This window comes from Nonomuraea sp. NPDC048826, from assembly GCF_043198225.1.
Lineage (GTDB): Bacteria > Actinomycetota > Actinomycetes > Streptosporangiales > Streptosporangiaceae > Nonomuraea.
On record NZ_JBICUQ010000002.1, the window covers coordinates 538,324 to 559,803 of the forward strand.

Genomic DNA, 21,480 nt, shown 5'->3' on the forward strand with positions numbered 1-21,480 from the left:
ATGACTGAGGCCGGGACGCTCGATCGCCCCGGGCTCGACCTGTGCGCCGTCCCCGGCCTGGTTCTCTCCGAACTGGGCCGGGGCGGTCGCGGCGTGCTCGTGCTGGCCGTGGACGGACTGTCGTGGCGGGTCGCCCGGCGGGTCTGGCGGTCGGCCGAGCTCACCCGCCTCGCCTCCACCTTTCCCACCACCTCGGCCAGCGCGTGGCTGACCTCGGTCACCGGCGCCCAGGTGAGCGAGCATCTGGTGGTCGGCGCGGCCTATCGCGAGCGGTCCGGCGGGCCGCTCGTCAACGTGATCACCGGGGACGTCCTGGCGGGGGAGCCGGCGCCGCGCGAACCGGTCCCGCGGCTGCCCACGGTCTTCGAGCGGGCGGAGGGCGCCGATCCGGTGGTGCTGGGCCGCGAGCTCGACCTGCTGTCCGGTCCCTGGGTGGACGCGCTCACCAGGGGCGCGGCGCGCCGTCCGGCTCGGGAGCCCCTGACCCGCGACCCGCACGGCCTGGTCGCGGGGGTGGCGGCGGACGTCGAGGCGGCGATCGCCGTGCGGCGGACCCGGCCCCTGCTCCTGTGGGTGTACGTCAACCTCGACGACCACCTGCACCGGCACGGCTACGACGAGCGGGCCGTGGACGCGCTGGCCGCGCTGGAGCGGCACGCTACGGCCTGGGCCGCGCGAGGGTGGCACGTGCTCGCGCACGCCGACCACGGCCTGGTCCCGGTCGACTCCGACCCCGGCCTGGCGGGACGCTGGGCGGACGTGGACACGCCCCGGCTGTGCGAACTCCCCGGCGGCGGGGCCGGCCGGGTGCGCTGGCTCTACCCGCGCCCGGGCAAGGAGCGCGAGGTGGCCGAACGCCTCGCCGAGGCCCTGGACGGCCATGCCAGGGTGCTGCCGGCGGCCGCGCTCGGCGAGCTGGGCCTGATGGAGGTCGCCGGTCCGGTGCGGGAGCGGCTCGGCGCGGTGGTGGCGATCGCCACGTCACCGCGCTTCCCGCTCCCCGATCCCGGCCTCTCCTACGAGCACGGGGCGCTCAGCGACGAGGAGACGCTGGTCCCGCTGGCGCGCTGGGTCAGATCCAGCCGCGCCTGACGGCCTCCGCCCCCGCCTGGAAGCGGCTGGTGGCGTTGAGGCGTTCCATCACTCCCGCCACCCGCCTGGCGAAGGTGCGCTTGCTGAGGTGCAGCCGCGCGGCGGCGCGGTCGTCGGTGAGCCCGTCGTCGAGGGCGCGCAGCACCTCGTCCTGCCCCTCGTCGCCGAACGCGCCGCTGCGCCGCTCGTCGAGGATCTGGCAGATGGTGTCGAAGACGCCCGCCACGGAGGCCGCGACCACCGGATGGGGGATGCGCTCCAGCCGCCCGATGTGGGCCGGGCCGGGGTGCGCGACGTAGGCGACCACGCGGTCCCGTACGAGCACCTGATAGGGCAGGCCGGTCACGGCGCGGGCGGTCGCGCCCGCCTGCCAGGCCGGCGCGAGAGGGGACGTACGGCCGGGCTGGCCGGGTCCGTGCAGGATGCGGACGGCGACCCGGCGCCGGGCGAGCCGGGCGAACAGGCGGGGGAGTGCGGGGTGCATGCGCTCGGGCTCGGCGGACAGCACGAGCAACTCGGCGTGGGTCTGCTCGGCGAGTTCCAGCTCCAGGAGGGGGAGTCCGAGCTGCGTCGCTGGGTGGTCGGCGGGTCTGAAGGGGACGGTTCTGCTGCTGTTGGGAGACATCGATACCAACCCGGTTGCCAGTCGAAGTATCACTACTCCGAACGCTAGATGGGAGGTATGTGCATGCGATTTCGGTGGGTTATCACCCGCCCTGACTGAAGTGTCATCACAGTAGAAGTGGACATTTTTTGTCATTTCTTGTTATATCGCCCATGCGAAGATAATCTACGATCTCCCGTATGGAGTCGGCGGGACCGCCTTGGCCTGGCTGAGACGAACCAGTGGGTGTGTGCATGGAGTTTCGCGTCCTCGGTCCCCTGACGGTGAGCACGGAAAACCTGCACATCCCGCTGGGCGGGCCGCGTCGGCGCATCATGCTCGCGACCCTGCTGCTGAACGTGGGCCGGGTCGTCTCGACCGACAGGCTCAGCGCCGCGATCTGGGGCCAGCACCCGCCCGCCACCGCCCGTAACCAGGTCGCCATCTGCGTGTCGGGACTGCGCCGGGAGTTCGTCGCCGCGGGAGTGGCGCACGACCCCATCGTCACCGCCTCCTCCGGCTACCTGCTGCGGCTCGGCGACGACGACAGGTTCGACGTCAAGGAGGTCGAGGAGGCGCTGCGCCAGGCGCGCACCGCGCGCACGGCGGGTGACCTGGAGAAGGCCTCGGAACAGCTCTCCGAGGCGCTGTCCCTGTGGCGCGGCGACCCGCTGACCGGGGTCGAGGGCGAGCTGGTGCGCGCGGAGTCCGAGCGGCTCGGCGAGTGGCGCCTGGCCATCCTGGAGGAGTTCTTCGAGGTCGAGCTGGAACTGTCGCACGACCTGCAGATCCTGGGCGAACTCGTCGGGCTGGTCGCCGAGTACCCGCTGCGCGAGCGCCTGCGCGGCCTGCTCATGCTGGCCCAGAGCCGGGCCGGTCGCCGCGCCGAGGCGCTGGCCACCTACCAGGAGGGTTACCGGCTCAGCATCGAGCGCCTCGGGCTCGAACCCGGCTCGGAGCTGGCCGACCTGCACGAGGCGATCCTGCGCGGGGAGACCGGCCAGCGGCAGGGCCGGTTCGTCATGGAGCACGCCGCGCCGGAGGCCGCGCCGGCGGTGCCCGCCCAGCTGCCGCCCGACGTCAACGGCTTCGTCGCCCGCGACGCCGAGATCGAGCGGCTCGACACGCTGCTCGACCGCAAGTGCCAGGCGGGGCAGCCGTTCATCGCCGTCATCACCGGGATGGGCGGGGTCGGCAAGAGCGGCCTGGCCGTGCACTGGTCGCACCGCGTCGCCGCGCGCTTCCCCGACGGCCAGCTCTTCGTCGACCTCAACGGCTACTCGGAGACGGGCCCGCCGAGTTCGCCCTTCGACGTGCTCGACACCCTCCTGCGCGCGCTGAACGTCACCCGCCAGCACCCCCCGACCACGCTGGAGGAGCGGGCCGCCCTGTTCCGCACCGTCCTGGCCGGGCGCCGGCTGCTGCTCGTGCTCGACAACGCGCGCGACTCCAGCCAGGTCCGGCCCCTGCTGCCCGGCGCGCCCGGCTGCGCCGTCATCGTGACCAGCCGCGACCAGCTCTCCGGGCTCATCACGCTGGAGGGCGCGACCCCGCTCCGGCTGGACGTGCTGCCCCCCGACCAGGGCGTGGACGTGCTCGCGTGCATCGCGGGCGAGCAGCGGGTGCACGCAGACCCGGAGGGGGCCAGACAGCTCAGCGAGCTGTGCGGCGGGCTCGTGCTCGCGCTGCGCGTGGCGGCCGCCCGGCTGGCCGTGCGGCCGTCGTGGACCAGCGCCGACCTCGTCGCCAGGCTCACCGACGAGAGCCGCAGGCTCGACGAGCTCAGCCAGGGCGAGGTGGACCTGCGCACCAAGTTCATCCTCAGCTACCGCGACCTGTCGGCGCAGGCGGCCATCATGTTCAGGCGGCTGGCGCTGCTGGACGTGACCGAGTTCGGCCCGTGGCTGGGCGCCGCCCTGCTGGAGGTGGACCCGGAGCGGGCCCAGGACCTGATCGAGCAGCTCGTCGACGCGCAACTGCTGGAGCTCGCCCAGCCCTGGCCCGGCGGCCAGGCCCGCTACCGCTTCCACGACCTGCTCCGCCTGTACGCGCGCGAGCGGGCCCTGATCGAGGAGAGCGAGCAGGAGCGCAACGCCGCGCTGCGCCGGGCACTCGGCTGCTGGCTGGCGCTGGTGGAGGCGGCCCACGCCCGCCTGCTCGGCGGCGACTACGCCGTCCTGCACGGCCCCGCCGAGCGCCGCAGGCTGCCGTTCGCCATGATCGACCGGATGATGCCCGACCCGATCGAATGGTTCGAGGCCGAGCGCCCGCACCTGCTGGCGGAGATCGGCCAGGCCGCCGCGCTCGGCTTCAGCGCGCTCTGCTGGGACCTGACGATGACCTCGGCGACGTTCTTCGAGCTGCGCAGCTACTACGACGACTGGCGCTCGACGCACGAGCTCGCGCTCGCCGCCGCCCGCCGCGACGGCGACGTCCGCGGCGAGGCCGCCATGATCTACGGCCTGGGCAGCCTCGAACTGTTCCGCCAGCGCTACGACGAGGCCGACAACCTCCTGCGGGAGGCGGTGCGCATGTTCGAGCAGCAGGGGGAGGAGCACGGCCGCGCCCTGGCGCTGCGCAACCTCGCCCTGCTCGACCGCATCGCCGGCCGGTTCGACCTGGCCCTCGCGCGCTACGAGCAGGCGGGGGAGACGCTGCGCGCGCTCGGCGACCACGCCGCCGGGGCGCACGTCACGGCCAGCACCGCGCAGGTGCTCCTGGAGAAGGGCGCGTACGGCGAGGCCGAGCCGCTGCTCAGGGCCGCGGTGAGCGCCTTCGAGGAGATCGGCTACCAGCGGGGCCTGGCCCAGGCGCTGTACCGGTTCGGCGAGGTGCTGCTGCGCACCCAGCGCGTCGACGCCGCACGCCAGACATTGGAGAAGGCCCTGGAGACGGTCCGCGAGCTGCGGGACGTGGTGGGCGAGTCCTACGTGCTGCGGGTGCTGGGCGAGACCTACGCGCAGCAGGGCCGTACGGAAGGCGCGGAAAGAGCGCTGCTCACCTCGCGGCAGATCGCCCAGCGGGTCGGCGAGCAGTTCGTGGTCGGCGTCACCTCGCTCGCGCTCGGCAACCTCCACTTCGAGACCGGGAACGCGACCTCGTCCCGGAACAACCTGACCCTCGCCTCCAAGGTCTTCGAGGAACTGGGCGCCAGGATCTGGCACGCGCGGGCGCTGGAGGCGCTGGCGGCGACGGAGGCCATGCTCCACAACGACCAGGGCGCCCACGAGCTGTGGGCTCGCGCGGCGGCCCTGCTCGCGGAGGACGAAGGGCGCTGAGCGTCAGGGGAACGTGGGGAACGCGTGGTCGCCGATCCACGGGCGCTTCTGGATGTCGCGCTCGCCGGTCCAGTGGAAGTTCCTGAACGGGTCGACGTCCGGCTCGGCGGCGGCGGGCACGGCGAGCAGGGCGGCGAAGAACGCGGCCGCGGTGGTGACGAGAGCGATACGGCGCTTCATGGAAATCCTTTCTCGAAGAAAGCGATGTCTGTCACGCGGGCTTAGAACGTAGCGTCGCCGGCCCGCGAGGTCGAGGAGAGCGGCCACGCCGAAGGGCCCGGCGCGTCCGTGGTGCCGCCGGTGCCGAAGGCGGACGTGGTCGCGCCGGCGATCTCGCCGCCGTCCACGACCAGCTCCTGCCCGGTCAGGAACGCGGCGGCCGGGGAGGCCAGATAGTGGAAGGCCGCGCCGATCTCCGCCGGCTCGGCGTGCCGGCCGAGCGGGATGGAGCGGTTGACCTCGTCCAGCATCTCCGGGGTGTACTCGGCCTCCTGCATGGGGGTCAGCACCGCCCCCGGGCTGACGCACGCCACCCTGATGTTCGGGCTGAGCTCCAGCGCGAAGGTGCGGCACAGGGCGAGAATGCCCGCCTTGGTGGCGTTGTAGTCGGCATAGTACGGATACGCCCGCGAGGCGTTGACCGACGCGGTCGCCAGCAGCACGCCGCGCCCCTGCCTCGTCATGTAACCGGCGGCGCACCGCCACAGGCCCAGCACGCCCAGCAGGTTGACGTCCACGACGCGGCGGGCGGTGGCCTCGTCCAGGTTGAGCACCCCGTGCCTGACACTGATGCCCGCGTTGGCGATCACCACGTCCAGCCGGCCGTGCTCCGTCCAGACCGCCGCCACGGCCGCCTCGATCGACGGCCAGTCGGTCACATCAGCCTCGACCCAGGAGACCCCCGGGCTCGGCACCGCGATCGGCGGCTGCACGTCGAGGTTGACGACGGCGTCGCCGGAGCGCGCGAACCGCTCGGCGGCGGCGAACCCGATCCCGCTGGACGCGCCGGAGATGATCACAGTACGCATGGCGACACCCCTTAGAAGATCACCCGAGGGCTGGTGGTCGCCCGGTTGCCGATGGACCTGCGCAGGTTCCTGCTGACCGTCAGCTTCTTCAGCCAGCGGTCCGTGCCGTCGTAGCGGGGGTGGAACGGCCTGCGCCCGTGGACGGCCAGGTAGTTGTCGACGATCAGCAGCGTGCCCGGACCGACCACCACGTCCCGCTGCTCGGCCTCCAGCCCCGCCACCAGCGCGTCGAGCGCGTCCTCGGCCTCCGGGTCGCCGTCCGCGCAGGTCATGAACGGGCGGTCGAGCCGCAGGTAGGGGGTGCCGGACTCGCCGACGAGCACGGGGACGGCCTCGGGCCTGTCGCGCATCTCGCGCATCAGGGCCAGCGCCGGATGGCCGGGCTGGCTCGCCTCCAGCTGCCGCAGGTGCTCGTCGTCGGGGACGATGTGGAAGCGCGGGCGCGACAGCAACCGGGTCTGCTCCTCCGACAGCTCCAGGTCGCGCACCGAGGCCACCACCGTGGGCACGCCCTCGTGGTTGCGCAGGCCGAACAACAGGAGATAGTCGCAGCGCAGCGGATGGAAGCCGTCCTCGGTGTGGAACTCCAGCGTCGACTCGCTACCGTGACCGCTCTGCTGCATCTCGTCGCCGCGGATCGGCACGATGTTCTGGATCATCCGCCCGCCCTGCAGCGTGGACCAGGCGAACGGCTCGCCCAGCACCATCCCGCACAGGGCGAGACAGACCTCCGCGTCGCCCGCGGCGGCCGACTGGCAGGGCACCGACCAGTGGCCCGGCGTGGGCCCCACGGCGTCGTCGTCGACCGGGAAGCCGTGCACCAGGCAGATCGCGGCCGGCTCCGTACGGCGGAAGTCCTCCAGGAAGCGGCGCAGCCCGACGGGCAGCTCCTCGCGGATGTGCCAGCACCGGTCGAAGAAGCCGGGGTCGGCGGGATCCTCGCCGAGTGCCCTGACCCGCTCGCCGACGGCCCTGATCGCGTCCACCTCCTTGCCGTCGAGGACGTACTCGATCATGTCGGCGCTCATGCCGGCGTGCTCCTCACACTGGCGGGCCGGATGTCGCTCCAGTTGCTCTCGACGTACTCCAGGCTCTCGGCGCGGGAGGCCGGGCCGGAGGCGACGCGCCAGCCGCTGGGCACGGGGAAGGACGACGGCCACAGCGAGTGCTGCTCCTCGGCGTTCACCAGGACCAGGAAGGAACCGTTCTCGTCGTCGAAGGGGTTGCTCATGTCAGCTCTCCGGGCTCAGATCGAACAGGATGCCGCGCGGCGGGGCGGCGAAGTCCCGCTCGCCGTTCAGCACCCAGCCGGACTCGCGGAACGCCTCATGCCACTCCGCGCGGGTGGGGAGGTAGACCCCCATCGCGGCGTGGACGAGCTCGAAGCCCAGCGTGAAGATCGTCGTGTCCGGCCCCGGCGGCTCCTCGCTGCGGACCACGTCGCACAGCAGCAGCCGGCGCGCGTTCGGGAAGGCGGTGCGGAGCTTGCGCAGGCCCGCCACGCAGGAGGGCTTGGGCCAGAAGTCGTGGCCGAGGAAGACACAGGTGATGAGGTCCACGTCGGCGAACTCGGGCAGCGGCTCCAGGTCCCGCACGTCACCGGTGACGACGCCGACGCGGCCGGCGAGACCGGCCCGCTCCACCGAGCTCACGGCCAGGTCCACCGCCGAGGGCGCGATGTCGACGCCCACCCCGCGCACCCCGGGCCGCCGCGAGACCGCGTCGATCAGCCGCTGGCCGGAGCCGCAGCCGAGATCGGCGATGACCGAGTAGTCCAGCTCGCCGAGCAGCTCGACGAAGTGCGGCTCGACCTCGGTCTCGCCGATCAGCTTGGAGCCGACCGCCACCGCCCGCATGTCCCTGGTGTAGAAGTCGCCGGTGCGGTCCTCGGTCCTGGTCACCCCGGGCAGGACCGAGAACAGCTCGCCGCAGCCGCGGACCATCCAGTAGAAGTAGCCGCGCGCACGGTACGCGTCCTCGAAGCGCGGCCCGGTGATCGCCTTGTCGTCGGCGACCTCGACGATCTCCGCCCAGGAGAGCGTCACCAGCAACTGGCGCACCAGCCGCGGGTCGAGCCCGTCAGCGCCCGCCGTCTCGATCGAGTAGCTGTCCTGCTGCCTGAGCGCGTCGAGGATGCCCAGCTCGTCAGCGGCCGACAGCGAGACCGCCACGAGATACGACGAGAAGAGGTCGGCGACGGGGCCGCGGGTAAAAGCCGTGTGCATCGGGTTCTCCGTTTCGGTCGGCATCCTGCTCACGCCTGCTCGGCCCACAGCGCGTCCATGGTCTCGTGGGACGTCACCGTCTCCAGGTCGGGCTTGGACGCGTACCCCATGTTGATGATCGTCCGCACGCCCGAGGTGATCGGGTAGACGCGGTGCAACGTGGTGTTGGTGCGCATCACGTAGAGGTCGCCCGCGCCCACCTCGAACGACCAGATGGGGTTGTCGAGCAGCGCCCGGTGGATGGCGGGATCGCTCTTGTCCCAGGTGGTGCCGGCCACGCACTGGACGAACCCGCCGTGCTCCGGCGGCGGGCACTGCACCAGCCACACCAGGGCGAAGCTGTAGTCGTCCCAGTGCCAGCCGTGGGTGTCGCCGCTCTGCTCCAGGCGGGTGATCACGTACTGCTCGGGCTCGTACGGACAGGCCAGTACGGGCTCGTCAACGATCTCGGCGAGCAGTCCGAGCAGGGGCTCCGACTCGTACACGGCCGGGATGAGGGCGCTGCGCGCGGCGATCTCCGATCGCGTCACGTTGCTCATCCGGCGGGGCGTGCCACCGGTTTCCTTGAACCTGAGGTCGCGCCGGACCCCGGATTCCTCGATGAGGGAGAGTACGTCGTCGGCCACGGCCTGCTTGACACTCGCGGGTGCCAGGAACGACACCTTCGCGAATCCGCGTTCGGCGAACTCGCGCCGGGCGGCCGCCACCTCGCCGGACAATCCGGCGTGGCGTACGTGCTGGTTCAGTTCCTGCACAATTCGGGCATTCACTGCGGGGATCCTTCGCTTCTCCTGAGGGGATCTCGCTGTTTCGGACCGTAGGGCGGCTATCGGGACCGGAGAAGCGTCCGCCGCCGTTGTGGCGAGAAATCGCCATTCGCCCGCTGGCCAGGCGGAAGCCGCCGAGCGCCTTCCTACGCTGGGGCCATGCTCACCGGGGTCCCGCTGTTCCTCCTGCAGCTCGTCGTGATCCTGGCCTCGGCCGTGCTGCTGGGCCGGCTGGCCTCCCGGTTCGGCCAGCCGGCGATCGTGGGGGAGCTGGCGGCGGGCGTCCTGCTCGGGCCGTCGGTGCTGGGCCACCTGGCGCCGGACTGGGCCCAGTGGCTGCCCCGGCCCGGCTCCGGGGCGCTCATCGACGCCGTCGCCCAGCTCGGGCTCCTGCTGCTCGTCGGGCTCACCGCCGCCGAACTCGACCTGGGCAGGCTGCGCGCGCAGGCGGGCACCCTGGCCAGGGTCAGCGCCTGCGCGCTGCTCCTGCCGCTGGCGCTGGGCGCGGCGGCGGGTTTCGCGGCGCCGGCGGTCCTGCTGGGGCCGGCCGCCGACCGGGCCACCTTCGCCGCCTATCTCGGCGTGGCCCTGTCCGTGACCGCCATCCCGGTCATCTCCCGTACGCTCGGCGACCTGAACCTGCTCGGCCACCGCGTCGGCCAGATCACCCTGGCCTCCGGCGCCGTCCAGGACGCCGTGGCCTGGATCCTGCTCGCGGTCGTCGGCGCCATGGCCACCCGGGGCGGCTGGCCGGGAACGGTCGGCCTGCCGGTGCTGTGGCTGGCGGTCATGGCCCTGGCGGCCCTGGCGCTGCGGCCGCTGGCCCGGCGCGTGCTGAGCGAGGCCGACCAGGCGCCCGCCATGACCACCGCCGCCGTCGTGATCCTCACCGGCGCGCTCGCCGCGCACCTCGCCGGGCTGGAGCCGGTGGTCGGCGCCTTCGTCGCCGGGCTGGTCGCCGGGGCTGCCAAGGGCGCGGGCGCGCGGCACCTGACCGGCCTGCGCACCGCCGTCGTCGCCGTCCTCGCCCCCGTCTTCCTGGCCTTCGCCGGGCTGCACCTGGATCTCGCGGCCCTGGCCGACCCGGTGGTCGCCCTGACCGCGGCGGGGCTGCTGGCGCTGGCGGTGGCGGGCAAGCTGGCCGGCGGCTACCTCGGCGCCCGCATCAGCGGAATACCCCGCTGGGAGTCCTTCGCCATCGGCGCGGGGCTCAACTCACGTGGCCTCATCGAGATCGTCGTCGCCACCGTCGGGCTCCGGCTGGGCATCCTGACACCCGCCGCGTACTCGATCGTCGTCCTGATCGCGGTGGCCACCTCCCTGATGGCGCCTCCACTGCTGCGGGCGGCCCTCGAACGAGCACCCGGAACGGAACGGAACGGAGAGCGGCATGGCCGTGGCGAGAGTGAACGGGACCACCCTGACCTACACCGACCAGGGCACCGGTGACCCGGTGATCATGGTGATGGGCACCGGCAGCCCCGGGCACGTCTGGCACCTGCACCAGACGCCCGCGCTGGTGGCCGCCGGCTACCGCGTCATCACCTTCGACAACCGCGGGCTGTCGCCGGACTCCGGGACGCCCGAGATCGACGACCTGGTGGGCGACCTCGCCGGGCTCGCCGAGACCCTGTGCGGCGGGCGCTGCCGCCTCGTCGGCGTGTCGATGGGCGCGCACATCGTGCAGGAGCTGCTGCTGAAACGGCCGGAACTCGTCGAGCAGGCCGTGCTGATGGCCACCCGCGGGCGGCCCGACCACTTCCGCGCCAGGCTCGCCGCGGCCGAGGCCGAGCTGAACTTCGGCCCGGTCGACCTGCCCGTCGCCTACGGCGCCGCGCTGCGCGCCGTGCTCAGCCTGTCGCCGCACACGCTCAACGACGAGGGCCGGGCCCGGCACTGGCTGGACCTCTTCGAGCTCTTCCCGACGGCCAAGGCGGTGATGCGCGCCCAGCACAAACTGGAGATCATGGAGAGCCGGCTGGCCGACTACCGCGCCATCCGCGGCCGCTGCCTGGTCGTGGGCTTCGAGGACGACCTCATCACGCCGCCGCATCTCGGACAGGAGGTCGCCACCGCCATCCCGGGGGCGAGGTACGCACAGGTCGCCAAATGCGGGCACTACGGCTACATGGAGCAGCCGGACGAGGTCAACTCCCTGATCGTGGACTTCTTCGCCACGGGAACCCCCGGAACCCCCGGAACCGCCGGAACCCCCGGAACCGCCGGAACCGCCGGAACCGCCGGAACCCCCGGAACCCCCGGAACCCCCGGAACCCCCGGAACCGCCGGGACCACCGGGACCGCCGGAACCACCGGGACCGCTGTTTAGCCGCGTGCCCGCCCTGACCTGCCGGGTGACGCACCCCCTCCCCGCCCGGCTCGTGGAGAAACCGGCACCACCATTGCCCGGAAACCCCCCCCGGACCTGCGCGTCCTCTCAGGGACGCCCTCAGCTCACCGCACCCGTACCCGGGTCTTCGAGCACGTCTCGCACCGCTGTGTGATGACGCGGCCGATCGTCTCGATCGTCACCCAGCGGTGACGAAAATGGATCCGGCACACGGGTCGTTCTACCCGCGACCCCCGTCCGATACGTGCTGTCAACAGATTGTCACTCGACGGGTTCGAGCCTCAGCGAGATCGAGTTGATGCAGAAGCGGTCGTCGGTCGGCGTCGGGTAACCCTCGCCGTGGAAGACGTGCCCCAGGTGGGAGTCGCAGCGCGTGCACCGCACCTCGGTGCGGACCATGCCGTGGCTGCGGTCCTCGATCAGCCTCACGGCGTCGGAGTCGGACGGCTGGAAGAAGCTGGGCCAGCCGCAATGGGACTCGAACTTGGTGTCGGACCTGAACAACTCGGCTCCGCACGCCCGGCAGGCGTAGACGCCCTCTGTCTTGGTGTCGACGTACTCGCCGGTGAACGGGCGCTCCGTGCCCGCCTCACGCAGCACGTGGAACTCCTCCGGAGAGAGCTGAACGCGCCACTCGGCCTCACTCTTGACCACCTTGTCCATACGTTCAGAGTACGAGATGCGGCAAAAAGAGATCTCCATTGGGGGAAGCATCCTTTCTGGGGCGAATTCGCGTCTTTGTCAGCAAGGGGGTGTCATCGCCTCCTGCCAAGGGGCGAGATCACTCGCCGGATCGCCAGAGCGGCACAGCCCACGCCCGTGCTGGCGCCGCCGGCGATCGCCTGTGCCGGCCGGGTGGCGCGCCAGCGCCCGGAACGGCGGCGCGAGTGGTCTCGCCGACGGGCCCGTTCCGTCGAGCTCCCGGTCCCGCCACCGGTGCGGCTCCGGAACGGGCCCCCTTCCGCCTGGCGGCGGTGGTTTGTCGGAGGCGCGGGGTAGGTTCGGATCCATGGCATCGCCGTACATCGAGCTCGAGGTGGGAGAGCGCACCGTCAAGGTGACGAATCCCGGCAAGATCTACTTTCCGGAGATCGGCGCGACGAAGCGCGAGCTGGTCGAGTACTACATCAGCGTGGGCGAGGGCGCGCTCCGGGCGCTCAAGGACCGGCCCACCAACCTCAAGCGCCACCCCGACGGCGTGCAGAGCGAGGCCATCTACCAGAAGCGGATGCCCGCCAAGCGCCCCGACTGGCTGGAGACCGTGACCGTCACCTTCCCCAGCGGCCGCACCGCCGACTCGCTGCGGGTCACCGAGGTCGCCGCCATCGCCTACTGCGCCAACCTGGGCACCATCGACTTCCACCCCTGGCAGGTCCGCGCCGCCGACGTGGAGCATCCCGACGAGCTGCGCGTCGACCTCGACCCGCAGCCGGGCGTCGGCTTCGACGCGGTGCGCAAGGCCGCGTTCCTGGCCAGAGACGTGCTGGCGGAGCTGGGCATCACCGGGTTCGTCAAGACCTCGGGCAACCGCGGCGTCCACATCGCGGTGCGGATCGAGCCGCGCTGGGACTTCGTGCAGGTGCGCCACGCCGGCATCGCGCTGGCCAGGGCGGTCGAGGAGCGCGACCCCGCGCTGGTCACCACCGCCTGGTGGAAGGAGGAGCGCGGCGACCGGGTCTTCATCGACTTCAACCAGAACGCCCGCGACCGCACCGTCGTCAGCGCCTACTCGGTCCGGGCCCGCCCGCACGCGCCCGTCTCCACCCCACTCACCTGGGACGAGCTCGAAGACGCCGACCCGCGCGACTTCGACATCCGCACGGTCCCCGCCCGCTTCGCCGACCTGGGCGACGTCCACGCCGCCATCGACGACCACGCGTACTCGATCGAGGCCCTCCTGGACTGGTACGACAAGGACGAACGCGGCGACATGCCCTACCCACCCAACTACCCGAAAATGCCAGGCGAGCCCAAACGCGTCCAGCCCAGCAAGGCCCGCGACGACTAAACCACCCGCTCTGGCCTTACGGGGTGTCCGCGCCTAGATCTCTCGCGTTTCGGGCGTCCTCGCCACGCCTTGCCTTGCCACGCGCCTCGCCTTGCTTAGACGTGTGGCATTGCTGGGCTGAACACGGACAACCGCCGCATACACCGCCCTAGCAGGGCAGCGCTTCTGCGCCGATGTACTCAGGCCGATGTGCGCACGCTGCCCCTATGCCCTCGCGCTGCCGCTCTGCCATGCCCTACCCCGGCGTGATCCCGATGTGCTGGTCAGGGGTCGCGGGGGAGTCCTAGGGCGCGTTCGGCGATGATGTTGAGCTGGACTTCGGTGGTGCCGCCGCCGATGGTGAAGGCGCGGGTGGTGAGGATCATGCGGCTCCAGTAGGGGTCGGCGGGTGCCAGGCCCCAGCAGAACTCGGACACCGCCTGCGAGTGCCGCATGCCGAGCAGCTTGCGGACGCTGGACGCCGTGGCGCGCGCCCGGTCACCGGACGAGGTCTCTCCGCCGGTTCGGGTGCCGGTGTCGGCGAGTTGGGCGAGGGTCACGCGCAGGCCGAGCGCCGAGATGGCCTGGCCTTCCGCCCAGAGCCGCCCCGCCTGCTCGCGCTGGGACTCCCGTAGCGGCAGCCGGGCGGCGAACACGGCCATGTCGGTGTGCTGCGACCCCGGCCCCCACGAGTCGCCGAGCGCGACCCGTTCGTGCGCGAGGGTGTCGCGGGCCACCCGCCACCCGCCGTCCACCTCGCCGACGACCTGCTCGTCCGGCACGAACACGTCATCGAGGAAGACCTCGTTGAACAGCTCGTCGCCGTTGATCTCCTTGAGCGGCCTCACGGTGACGCCGGGCGCGGCCATGTCCACGAGGAAGTACGTGATGCCTTCGTGCTTGGGCTTGTCCGGGGAGGTCCTGGCCAGGCAGATGCCCCAGTGGGCGTACTGGGCCAGGGACGTCCAGATCTTCTGCCCGGTCAGCGTCCAGCCGCCCTCCACCCGGGTGGCCTTGGTCGACAGGCCGGCCAGGTCCGAGCCGGCGCCGGGCTCGGAGAACAGCTGGCACCACACGATCTCGCCGGAGAACGTCCGGGGCAGGAAGCGTTCCTGCTGGTCGCGGGTCCCATGGCGGACGATCGACGGCACGGCCCACGCCCCGATGCCCAGGTTCGGCCGTTTCAGGCCGCGGAACTCCTCGTGGATGATCACCTGTTCGAGCGGTGACGCGGCGCGGCCCCACGGCTCGGGCAGGTAGGGCATGATCCACCCTTCCGCGGCGAACCGGCGGCGGCGTTCGGCCGGGTCGGCGGCACGGAGGGAGGCGGCGTGCGCCCGGACCGCGTCCCTGATCGGGGCGGCCTCTTCGGGCAGGTCGGGCTCCATCGGCCGGCGCACCCCGCCGAGAGCCAGCCCGGCGACCTCATCGGCCCACTCGCCGGCGTCCCCGGCCAGCATCCGGTCGGACAACGCCCGCCGGTAGTAGCGGTGGGCGTCGTGCTCGAAGGTGTATCCGATGCCGCCGAGCACCTGGATGGCGTCGGCGGCGCACCGCACCCCGGCCTCCGCCCCCAGCACCCCGGCCACCCCCACAGCCAGCCGCACCCGCGCCGCCAGCCTTGTCACCCCTCCAGGGATTCCGTGCTCTCCAGCGGTCCCGTCAGCTGCGGTGGTCCCGTGGCGTCCGGCGGTCTCGTGCTCTCCGGAGGTTCCGTGCTCTTCGGGAGCATCCGGGTCGTCCAGGGCTCGGGCGGCATCCCATATGGCGGCGCGGGCCTGTTCCAGGACGACCAGCGCGGCGGCCAGGCGGTGCTTGACGCCCTGGAACTGGCCGATGGGCCGCCCGAACTGCTCCCGTGTCTTGGCGTACTCCGTGGCCGTGTCCACCGCCCAGGCGGCGACCCCGCAGGCGTCGGCGCCGAGCAGCACCGCGGCCAGCTCCCGCACCGGCACCGCGCCGAGCACGCGTTCCCCCGGCACGGTCACGACGGTCACGGTGCACAGCTCACGGTCCAGGTCGACGCCGCTGACGGCCTCGGCCACGACGTCCGCGCGATCGAGCAGCGCCCAGCCGTCGGCACCGACGGGCACCAGGAACAGGTCCGCCCCCGCCGCCCCGAGCGCCATCAGGCCCACCCCGGCCGGCCCGCCTCCCCACGACGACCCGCGTTCCGCCGACGCCCCGCCTTCCGCCGAGGGTCCGCCTGTTCCGGAGGGCCCGCCTACCCCGGAGGGTCCATCTGCCCTGAAGGGTCCGCCTGCCTCGGAGGGTCCGTCTGTCCCGGAGGGTCCATCTGCCCTGAAGGCCCCGCCTGCCCCGGACGGGGTGGCCTTCCCCGGACGGGCCGCACCGACCGCCGTCCCCGCGTCTTCCCCGGACCTGTCCGCACCGGCCGCCGTCCCGGCGTCCTCCCCAGGCCTGCCCGCACCGGCCACCACCCCTTCGTGCCTCATGCCAGGCAGGACGACGGCGGCGGTGCGGGAGCCGTCGGCGAGGGCGCCGATCAGGTCCTTCCCGGCGGGGGAGCGGGCCGCCGCCGCGGCGGCGAGCACCGTCGGCAGGTACGGGCCGCGCACCCGGCGCTCGCCGAGCGCCTCCAACGCCACGCACAGCTCCAGCAGCCCGAACCCCTGCCCGCCACGTTCCTCCGGCAGGTGCAGGCCGAGGACTCCTTGCCCGGCGAGCGCGTCATGACCCGCCCCCCGTTCCGCCAGCCCGCGCACGGACTCGGCGAGCGCCCGGTGTTCAGCGGTCAGCCCGATACCCATGCACAGAACCTAGAACATTATTCGGTCTCGCGACAGACCCCGGCAGCCCGCCGCCGGGCCGAAATATTCGGTGGCGACCCCGTACAGAGGCTGGTTACGCTCCCGATGTCCATGTACGAGTCACTCGGGCGGTCACGCCCTGAAAGTAGGGGTCTATGCCCGCGGCCGCGCCACGCGCGCCTCGTCGTACCGTCACCCGGACGCGAACGTGACGCCTGTCATCGTCCGGACCCGTACGTGACTCATCACCTCTGACCGTCGCGAGGCCCGCACGGCGCTTCCTTGCTGCCCTTTTCCAGCATGTCCGGCAAGGAGTACCCCAGGGTGTCCACCCACAAGACCCGTCAGATCCTGACCGATACGTTCACCTGCGTACGCTGCGGGCTGACCGTGACCGGAACCGCCCCCGGAGGCGGCCGCCGTAACCACTGCCCGAGCTGCCTGCACTCGCTGCACGTGTTCGACCGTGCCGAGGGCGGACCGTCCGAATGCGGCTCGCGCATGGCCCCGATCTCCATCGCGGTGCTGCGCGGCGGCGACTGGATGATCATCCACCGCTGCACGCGTTGCGGAGAGCTGACGTCGAACCCGATCAGCGGCGACGACAACCAGCTCATCCTCATGCGCATGGCCGTCCGCCCGCTCGCCCAGCCGCCGTTTCCGCTGGAAACGTTCGGCGACCTGTGAGGGGAGCGGAGACCATGCCACGCAGGAAACCGGCCGGAGGCAGACCGCAGCGCCGCAAGGACGTCAGGCACGGCGAGCCCGGCGACGCCTTCCGGTGTGTCGGTTGCCGGCTCGACGTGCCTGTCACCGCGCCGGGCACCGCGCACCGCAACCACTGCCCGAACTGCCTGACCAGCCGGCACGTCGACCACCGCGTGCCCGGTGACCGGCGGGCCGCCTGCCGCGGCCGCATGACGCCGCTCAGCGTCACGGCACGGAACGACGGCGAGTGGCTGATCATTCACAGCTGCCAGTCGTGCGGCGGGCTCAGCGCGAACCGCATCGCGGGCGACGACAACGCGCTCGTGCTGCTCCGCATCGCGATGAGACCGCTGTCAGGCGACCGCCTGCGTTCCGGAGCGCTACTGGCCCTGTGACCGGCTTCGGGGGCCCCATCACCCGGGGCCCCCGAAGCCGGTCCCGATAGCCAGGCGCTCCGAAGCCGGTCCCGTCAGCCAGGCGCTCCGAAGCCGAGACGCTCCAAAGCCGGTCGGTTCAGTCGCCGAACTCCAGGCTCAGGGCGTGGGTGAAGTCGGCGATCGCCTCCTCGTGGCGGTCCTCCTCCTGGAAGATCTCGCCGCGTACGCGGTAGGCCCACACGTACTCGGCGTCCAGCTCGATCGCCCGGTCGAGGTCCCTGAGCGCCGCCTCGTTGTCGCCCAGCTCGCTCAGCACCGCGCCGCGGCTGCCGAGCGCGCGGTCGTGGTCGGGAGCCAGCTCGATGGCCCGGTTGAGGTCCGACAGCGCGTCCTCGTACCGGTCGATCATGCGCAGCGCCTCCCCACGCCTGCTCAGGGCGCGCACGTGGTCGGGGTCGATCTCCAGTGCGCCGGTGTAGTCGGCGATGGCCTCCGTGTAGAGGCCCATTCGCTGGTAGAGGTCACCCCGGGCGAGCCAGGAGTGCGCCAGGCTGCCGTCCAGGTCGATGATCTTGGCATGCTCGGCCAGCGCCTCGTCCAGCCGGTCCAGGTCGGCGAGCGCGTCCGCCCTGGCCTCCAGGATCCACAGAGACTCCGGCGACAGGGTCAGCGCGTGCTCGAAGTCGGCCATGGCCTCGTCGTACCGGCCCAGCGCGGCGTACGCCTGCCCCCGCGAGCCGAGCGCGTACGCGCTGTCGGGCTCCATCCGCAGCGCCTCGTCGAAGTCGGAGATCGCGGCCTCGTACCGCTCGATCAGCCGGTGGCTCTCACCGCGCAGCCGCCAGGAGCGCGCGTTGTCCGGGACGAGCGCGATCGACTCGGTCAGGTCCGCGATCGCCGCGTCGTGCCGCCCCAGCGCGATGTACGACTCGGCCCGGCTGCGCAGCACCGACGCCCGCGACCGGGCCGCCGCCTCGTTGATCTCCTCGCTCATGGGGGGAAATCTATCGGCCCTTTGTCGATCATCGCTCCCTTTCACCGTGACGCCGCCGCCCACCGGCCGGGGCGGTCATAAGATCGGGGACATGGAGCTGGCCCCCGGAGTGCACGTCGCCGTCACCGACCGCCATGGCGGCGTCAGCGCCCCGCCGTACGGGACGCGCAACCTCGGCGGTCTGACCGGCGACGACCCCGCCGCCGTGCGGGCCAACCGGGCGGGCGTCGCGGCCGAGCTGGGCGTGCGGGCGATCGTGTTCATGCGGCAGGTCCACGGCGCCGAGGTCGCGTACGTGAGCGAGCCGTTCGGCGACGACGCGCCGCCGGTCGACGCGGTGTTCACCACGGAGCCGCGGCTGGCGCTGGCCTCCCTGGGCGCCGACTGCCCGGCGGTGCTGGTGGCCGACCCGGTGGCGCGCATGGTCGGCGCGGCGCATTCCGGACGTCCCGGTACGGAAGCGGGCATCGCCACCGTGCTGGTCGAGGCCATGGCAGCCAAGGGCGCCGACCCGGGGCGCATGGCCGCGTTCGTCGGGCCGGGGGCGTGCGGGCGCTGCTACGAGGTGCCGGCCGAGCTGCGTGACCAGGTGGCGGCCAAGGTGCCGCCGGCCCGCTCCACCACCTCCTGGGGCACCCCCGCGCTCGACCTGCGCGCCGGCATCGAGGCCCAGCTCCGCGCGGCGGGCGTGCCCGAGGTCCGGCACGACTCCCGCTGCACCATCGAGTCCGGCGAGCTCTACTCCCACCGCCGCGCGGACCCCGGCCGCTTCGCCGGCCTCATCTGGCTCACGTAGCCGACGGAGACGCTCCTCGGGACACCGAACGGCGGAGCGAGAAAGCCCGAGCATCCCGCCCCAGACTGGGATCACGACCACCCATCTGCCCCACAGGAGCCCCCGGCGTTCCCCCTGGGTGGGGAGGGGCACGGGGTGAGCCTGGGTGACGGTGGCCCACCCGCGCGGAAGGAGGTCACGACGGCCCGCCCGAAGGCGGAGCCGGTCAGGAGCGGTTGAAGAAGAAGTTGACCGCGACGATGGCCAGCCAGATGACCAGGATCCCCGGGTTGGTCGTGCCGAGCACCGTGAGCGCGATCGTGGCACCGGTGCCGAGCGACAGGGAGACGATGGCCAGCGCGAGCCGCTGGCCGTCAGTCGGGCCGCGCCGCCGGGCGGCGGGCGCGGCCTGGAGACGCTCGTCCACCCGCCGGTCGACCTCCTGCCCGATCTTGTCGAGGAACGACGCGGCGACGGCGTCGTCGTAGTCGGGGCCGAGGTCGCGGCTGACGGACATGGCCGCGCGCAGCTCTTCACTGGTGCCCATACAGCCATATATAAACGACAGCTCGGCTCAGCGAGCAAGAATGTCATCAAGATTGTAGGAAACCGGCCGTTCGAGCTGCTCGTACGTGCACGACTCGGGAGTGCGGTCGGGCCGCCGGCGCCGCCACTGGGCGGTGTGCCGGAACCGGTCGCCCTCCATCTGGTCGTAGGCCACCTCGATCACCAGCTCCGGCCGGAGCGGGATGAAGGACAGGTCCTTCTTGGCGTTCCAGCGCGAGATCGCCCCCGGCACCCGCTGGCCGCCGGTGGCGGGCGTGGCGGCCGGCTGGCCGAGGTTGGCCTGCGCCTGCTGGGCCCAGTGGCCCCAGGGGTGCTCGCTCAGCTCGGCGACGTACGGCTTGAGCTCCTCGACCAGCTCGGCCCGGCGCTCCATCGGGAACGAGGCCGTCACGCCGACGTGGTGCAGCCTGCCGTCGTCGCCGTAGAGGCCGAGCAGGATGGAGCCCACGATCGGCCCGGTCTTGTGCTCGCGGTAGCCGGCGATCACCACGTCGGCCGTGCGCTCGTGCTTCACCTTGAACATGACCCGCTTGTCGGGGATGTAGGGCTGGTCGCCCGGCTTGACGATGATGCCGTCGAGCCCGGCCCCCTCGAACATCTCGAACCACTCGCCGGCCTGCTCGTCGTTCTTGGTCACCGGGGTGAGCCGCACCGACCGGCCCTTCTCCGGGAACAGCTCCTCGAGCCGGGCCCGCCGCTCGGCGAACGGCGCCTCCATCAGCGCCTCGTCGCCCACGGCCAGCAGGTCGAAGGCGATGAACGAGGCCGGCGTCTGCTCCGCCAGCAGCTTGACCCGGGAGGCCGCGGGGTGGATGCGCTGCTGCAACGCCTCGAAGTCGAGCTCGGAGCCGCGCGGCAGCACGATCTCGCCGTCGACCACGCACCGCTCGGGCAGCTCCGCCTTGACGGCCTCGACCAGCTCAGGGAAATAGCGGGTGAACGGCCGCTCGTTGCGACTGCCGAGGTAGACCTCGTCGCGGTCCCGGAACACGATGCACCGGAACCCGTCCCACTTCGGCTCGTAGAACAGGGTGCCGTCCTGCTTGGGCATCGCCTTGACGGGCTTGGCCAGCATCGGCCCGACCGGCGGCTTGACCGGCAGGTCGAGATCGGGGATCGGCTCCGGCTCCTTGGCCTTCCTCCCCGCCTTGGGCGCGGGTGCGGGTGCGGGTGCGGGTGCGGGCTCCGGCGTAGGCGCGGGCTCCGGCGTGGGCGTCGGCTCGGTCATGGTCGCATCTCCCTCGTGTAACGGCAGAACAGGACGCCCTCCTCCTCCAGCACCTGCCTGAGCTCCAGCCGCGAACGCGACGGCGCGCCGTCGAGGATCCGCGCCGCGCCGCCGCCCAGCAGCAGCGGGCTCACCGACAGGCACAGCTCATCGACCAGCCCGGCGGCCGCGAGCTGGGCGTTGAGCCGCGGCCCGCCCTCGCACAGCACCCGCGTCAGCCCCCGGGCGTGCAGGGCGGCCACCGCCCGGCGCGGGTCGACCTCCTCGTCACCGGCCACGATCACCTCACCGGCCGCGGCCGCCGCCTCGCGCCGGCTCCCCGGCGCGCTCTCACAGGTGATCACCAGCGTCGGGCTCACCGCCTCGCGGAACAGCGGCGCGTCGAAGTCGAGGTCGAGGCCGCGGCTGACGATCGCGAGCGGCGCCGCCGCCGGCCGCCCGGCCCGCAGCACGCGCCAGGACTCGCGGGGCTTGACCGGGCCGTACCCCTCGGCCCGGACGGTCGCGGCGCCCGCCAGGACCACGTCGGCCAGCCCGCGCAGCACCCCGAACACCCGCTTGTCGGCCTTGCCCGACAGCCCTCCGGACAGCCCCTGGTCCCAGGCCGCGCCGTCGGCGCTGGCCACCATGTTGAGACGCAGCCAGGGCCGGCCCTCGGGGTAGGCGTAGGCGCGTACGAGGTCGGGATCGTCGTCGAGGTCAGGATGGATGCGGCGCACTTCTCCACCT

21 protein-coding genes are annotated in these 21,480 nt (G+C 72.4%); 8 read left to right on the forward strand and 13 right to left on the reverse strand.

Going from position 1 to position 21,480, the window contains the following annotated elements; translation table 11 throughout:
* Positions 1 to 1,092: an alkaline phosphatase family protein gene (locus ACGFI7_RS08105; protein WP_393400698.1), complete on the forward strand. Its 1,092-nt coding sequence runs from the start codon at positions 1 to 3 to the stop codon at positions 1,090 to 1,092.
* Here the strand turns inward: ACGFI7_RS08105 and ACGFI7_RS08110 are convergent.
* Positions 1,073 to 1,717, reverse strand: coding sequence for a hypothetical protein (locus tag ACGFI7_RS08110; protein WP_393400700.1), 645 nt, complete (start codon positions 1,715 to 1,717; stop codon positions 1,073 to 1,075). The two genes, ACGFI7_RS08105 and ACGFI7_RS08110, sit on opposite strands and share 20 nt — an antisense overlap.
* 233 nt (positions 1,718 to 1,950) lie before the next feature.
* Here ACGFI7_RS08110 and ACGFI7_RS08115 point away from each other — a divergent pair, with 233 nt between their 5' ends.
* Complete coding sequence (locus ACGFI7_RS08115) at positions 1,951 to 4,974, forward strand: BTAD domain-containing putative transcriptional regulator (RefSeq protein ID WP_393400703.1); 3,024 nt, start codon at positions 1,951 to 1,953, stop codon at positions 4,972 to 4,974.
* Between the two features lie 3 nt (positions 4,975 to 4,977).
* Here the strand turns inward: ACGFI7_RS08115 and ACGFI7_RS08120 are convergent, their stop codons facing one another.
* From ACGFI7_RS08120 to ACGFI7_RS08145, 6 genes are read right to left on the reverse strand one after another with little or no spacing between them, the layout of a single operon-like run.
* Complete coding sequence (locus ACGFI7_RS08120; protein WP_393400705.1) at positions 4,978 to 5,154, reverse strand: hypothetical protein; 177 nt, start codon at positions 5,152 to 5,154, stop codon at positions 4,978 to 4,980.
* Between the two features lie 41 nt (positions 5,155 to 5,195).
* Positions 5,196 to 6,002 carry an SDR family NAD(P)-dependent oxidoreductase gene (locus ACGFI7_RS08125; protein ID WP_393400707.1) on the reverse strand — a complete coding sequence of 269 codons (807 nt, stop codon included), beginning with the start codon at positions 6,000 to 6,002 and terminating at the stop codon, positions 5,196 to 5,198.
* 11 nt (positions 6,003 to 6,013) lie between these two features.
* A complete protein-coding gene (gntD, locus tag ACGFI7_RS08130; RefSeq protein ID WP_393400709.1) occupies positions 6,014 to 7,030 on the reverse strand; it encodes a guanitoxin biosynthesis L-enduracididine beta-hydroxylase GntD in 1,017 nt (338 codons plus the stop codon).
* Positions 7,027 to 7,233: an MbtH family protein gene (locus tag ACGFI7_RS08135; RefSeq protein ID WP_393400712.1), complete on the reverse strand. Its 207-nt coding sequence runs from the start codon at positions 7,231 to 7,233 to the stop codon at positions 7,027 to 7,029. The genes gntD and ACGFI7_RS08135 overlap by 4 nt, the downstream gene beginning before the upstream one ends.
* Position 7,234: 1 nt before the next feature.
* The gene (locus ACGFI7_RS08140; protein WP_393400715.1) at positions 7,235 to 8,227 is read right to left on the reverse strand and encodes a class I SAM-dependent methyltransferase; all 993 of its coding nucleotides are present in this window, start codon (positions 8,225 to 8,227) and stop codon (positions 7,235 to 7,237) included.
* A gap of 29 nt (positions 8,228 to 8,256) precedes the next feature.
* Positions 8,257 to 8,997 (reverse strand): hypothetical protein, encoded by a 741-nt coding sequence (locus ACGFI7_RS08145; RefSeq protein ID WP_393400718.1) that lies wholly within the window; start codon positions 8,995 to 8,997, stop codon positions 8,257 to 8,259.
* Between the two features lie 156 nt (positions 8,998 to 9,153).
* Here ACGFI7_RS08145 and ACGFI7_RS08150 point away from each other — a divergent pair, with 156 nt between their 5' ends.
* Positions 9,154 to 10,443, forward strand: coding sequence for a cation:proton antiporter (locus ACGFI7_RS08150; protein ID WP_393400721.1), 1,290 nt, complete (start codon positions 9,154 to 9,156; stop codon positions 10,441 to 10,443).
* Entirely contained in the window at positions 10,385 to 11,323 is a 939-nt protein-coding gene (locus ACGFI7_RS08155; protein ID WP_393400723.1) for an alpha/beta fold hydrolase, read from the forward strand. The genes ACGFI7_RS08150 and ACGFI7_RS08155 overlap by 59 nt, the downstream gene beginning before the upstream one ends.
* Positions 11,324 to 11,605: 282 nt before the next feature.
* On the opposite strand, the gene msrB is transcribed toward ACGFI7_RS08155, so the two are convergent.
* Positions 11,606 to 12,007, reverse strand: coding sequence for a peptide-methionine (R)-S-oxide reductase MsrB (gene msrB, locus ACGFI7_RS08160; RefSeq protein WP_393400726.1), 402 nt, complete (start codon positions 12,005 to 12,007; stop codon positions 11,606 to 11,608).
* A 346-nt stretch (positions 12,008 to 12,353) separates the two neighbouring features.
* On the opposite strand from msrB, the gene ligD reads away from it, so the two are divergent.
* The gene (ligD, locus tag ACGFI7_RS08165) at positions 12,354 to 13,352 is read left to right on the forward strand and encodes a non-homologous end-joining DNA ligase (RefSeq protein ID WP_393400728.1); all 999 of its coding nucleotides are present in this window, start codon (positions 12,354 to 12,356) and stop codon (positions 13,350 to 13,352) included.
* A 263-nt stretch (positions 13,353 to 13,615) separates the two neighbouring features.
* Here the strand turns inward: ligD and ACGFI7_RS08170 are convergent, their stop codons facing one another.
* Positions 13,616 to 16,102 (reverse strand): acyl-CoA dehydrogenase family protein, encoded by a 2,487-nt coding sequence (locus ACGFI7_RS08170; RefSeq protein WP_393400730.1) that lies wholly within the window; start codon positions 16,100 to 16,102, stop codon positions 13,616 to 13,618.
* A gap of 300 nt (positions 16,103 to 16,402) precedes the next feature.
* Between ACGFI7_RS08170 and ACGFI7_RS08175 the strand changes: the two genes are divergently transcribed.
* Both ACGFI7_RS08175 and ACGFI7_RS08180 read left to right on the forward strand, forming a co-directional pair.
* A complete protein-coding gene (locus ACGFI7_RS08175; protein WP_393400732.1) occupies positions 16,403 to 16,789 on the forward strand; it encodes an RNHCP domain-containing protein in 387 nt (128 codons plus the stop codon).
* A 14-nt stretch (positions 16,790 to 16,803) separates the two neighbouring features.
* On the forward strand, positions 16,804 to 17,205 hold the full coding sequence (locus tag ACGFI7_RS08180; RefSeq protein WP_393400734.1) for an RNHCP domain-containing protein: 402 nt from the start codon (positions 16,804 to 16,806) through the stop codon (positions 17,203 to 17,205).
* Positions 17,206 to 17,323: 118 nt separating this feature from the next.
* Here ACGFI7_RS08180 and ACGFI7_RS08185 read toward each other — a convergent pair whose 3' ends face one another.
* Positions 17,324 to 18,181 (reverse strand): tetratricopeptide repeat protein, encoded by an 858-nt coding sequence (locus ACGFI7_RS08185; protein ID WP_393400736.1) that lies wholly within the window; start codon positions 18,179 to 18,181, stop codon positions 17,324 to 17,326.
* Positions 18,182 to 18,272: 91 nt separating this feature from the next.
* On the opposite strand from ACGFI7_RS08185, the gene pgeF reads away from it, so the two are divergent.
* Positions 18,273 to 18,977, forward strand: a complete 705-nt coding sequence (gene pgeF / locus ACGFI7_RS08190; RefSeq protein ID WP_393400738.1) for a peptidoglycan editing factor PgeF — start codon at positions 18,273 to 18,275, stop codon at positions 18,975 to 18,977.
* Positions 18,978 to 19,182: 205 nt separating this feature from the next.
* On the opposite strand, the gene ACGFI7_RS08195 is transcribed toward pgeF, so the two are convergent.
* The 3 genes from ACGFI7_RS08195 to ACGFI7_RS08205 form a co-directional block, all read right to left on the reverse strand.
* Positions 19,183 to 19,503, reverse strand: coding sequence for a hypothetical protein (locus ACGFI7_RS08195; RefSeq protein ID WP_393400740.1), 321 nt, complete (start codon positions 19,501 to 19,503; stop codon positions 19,183 to 19,185).
* Positions 19,504 to 19,530: 27 nt separating this feature from the next.
* Positions 19,531 to 20,598, reverse strand: coding sequence for an ATP-dependent DNA ligase (locus ACGFI7_RS08200; protein WP_393401897.1), 1,068 nt, complete (start codon positions 20,596 to 20,598; stop codon positions 19,531 to 19,533).
* Between the two features lie 149 nt (positions 20,599 to 20,747).
* Positions 20,748 to 21,470, reverse strand: a complete 723-nt coding sequence (locus ACGFI7_RS08205) for a pyrimidine reductase family protein (RefSeq protein ID WP_393400742.1) — start codon at positions 21,468 to 21,470, stop codon at positions 20,748 to 20,750.
* Between the last annotated feature and the right edge of the window lie 10 nt (positions 21,471 to 21,480).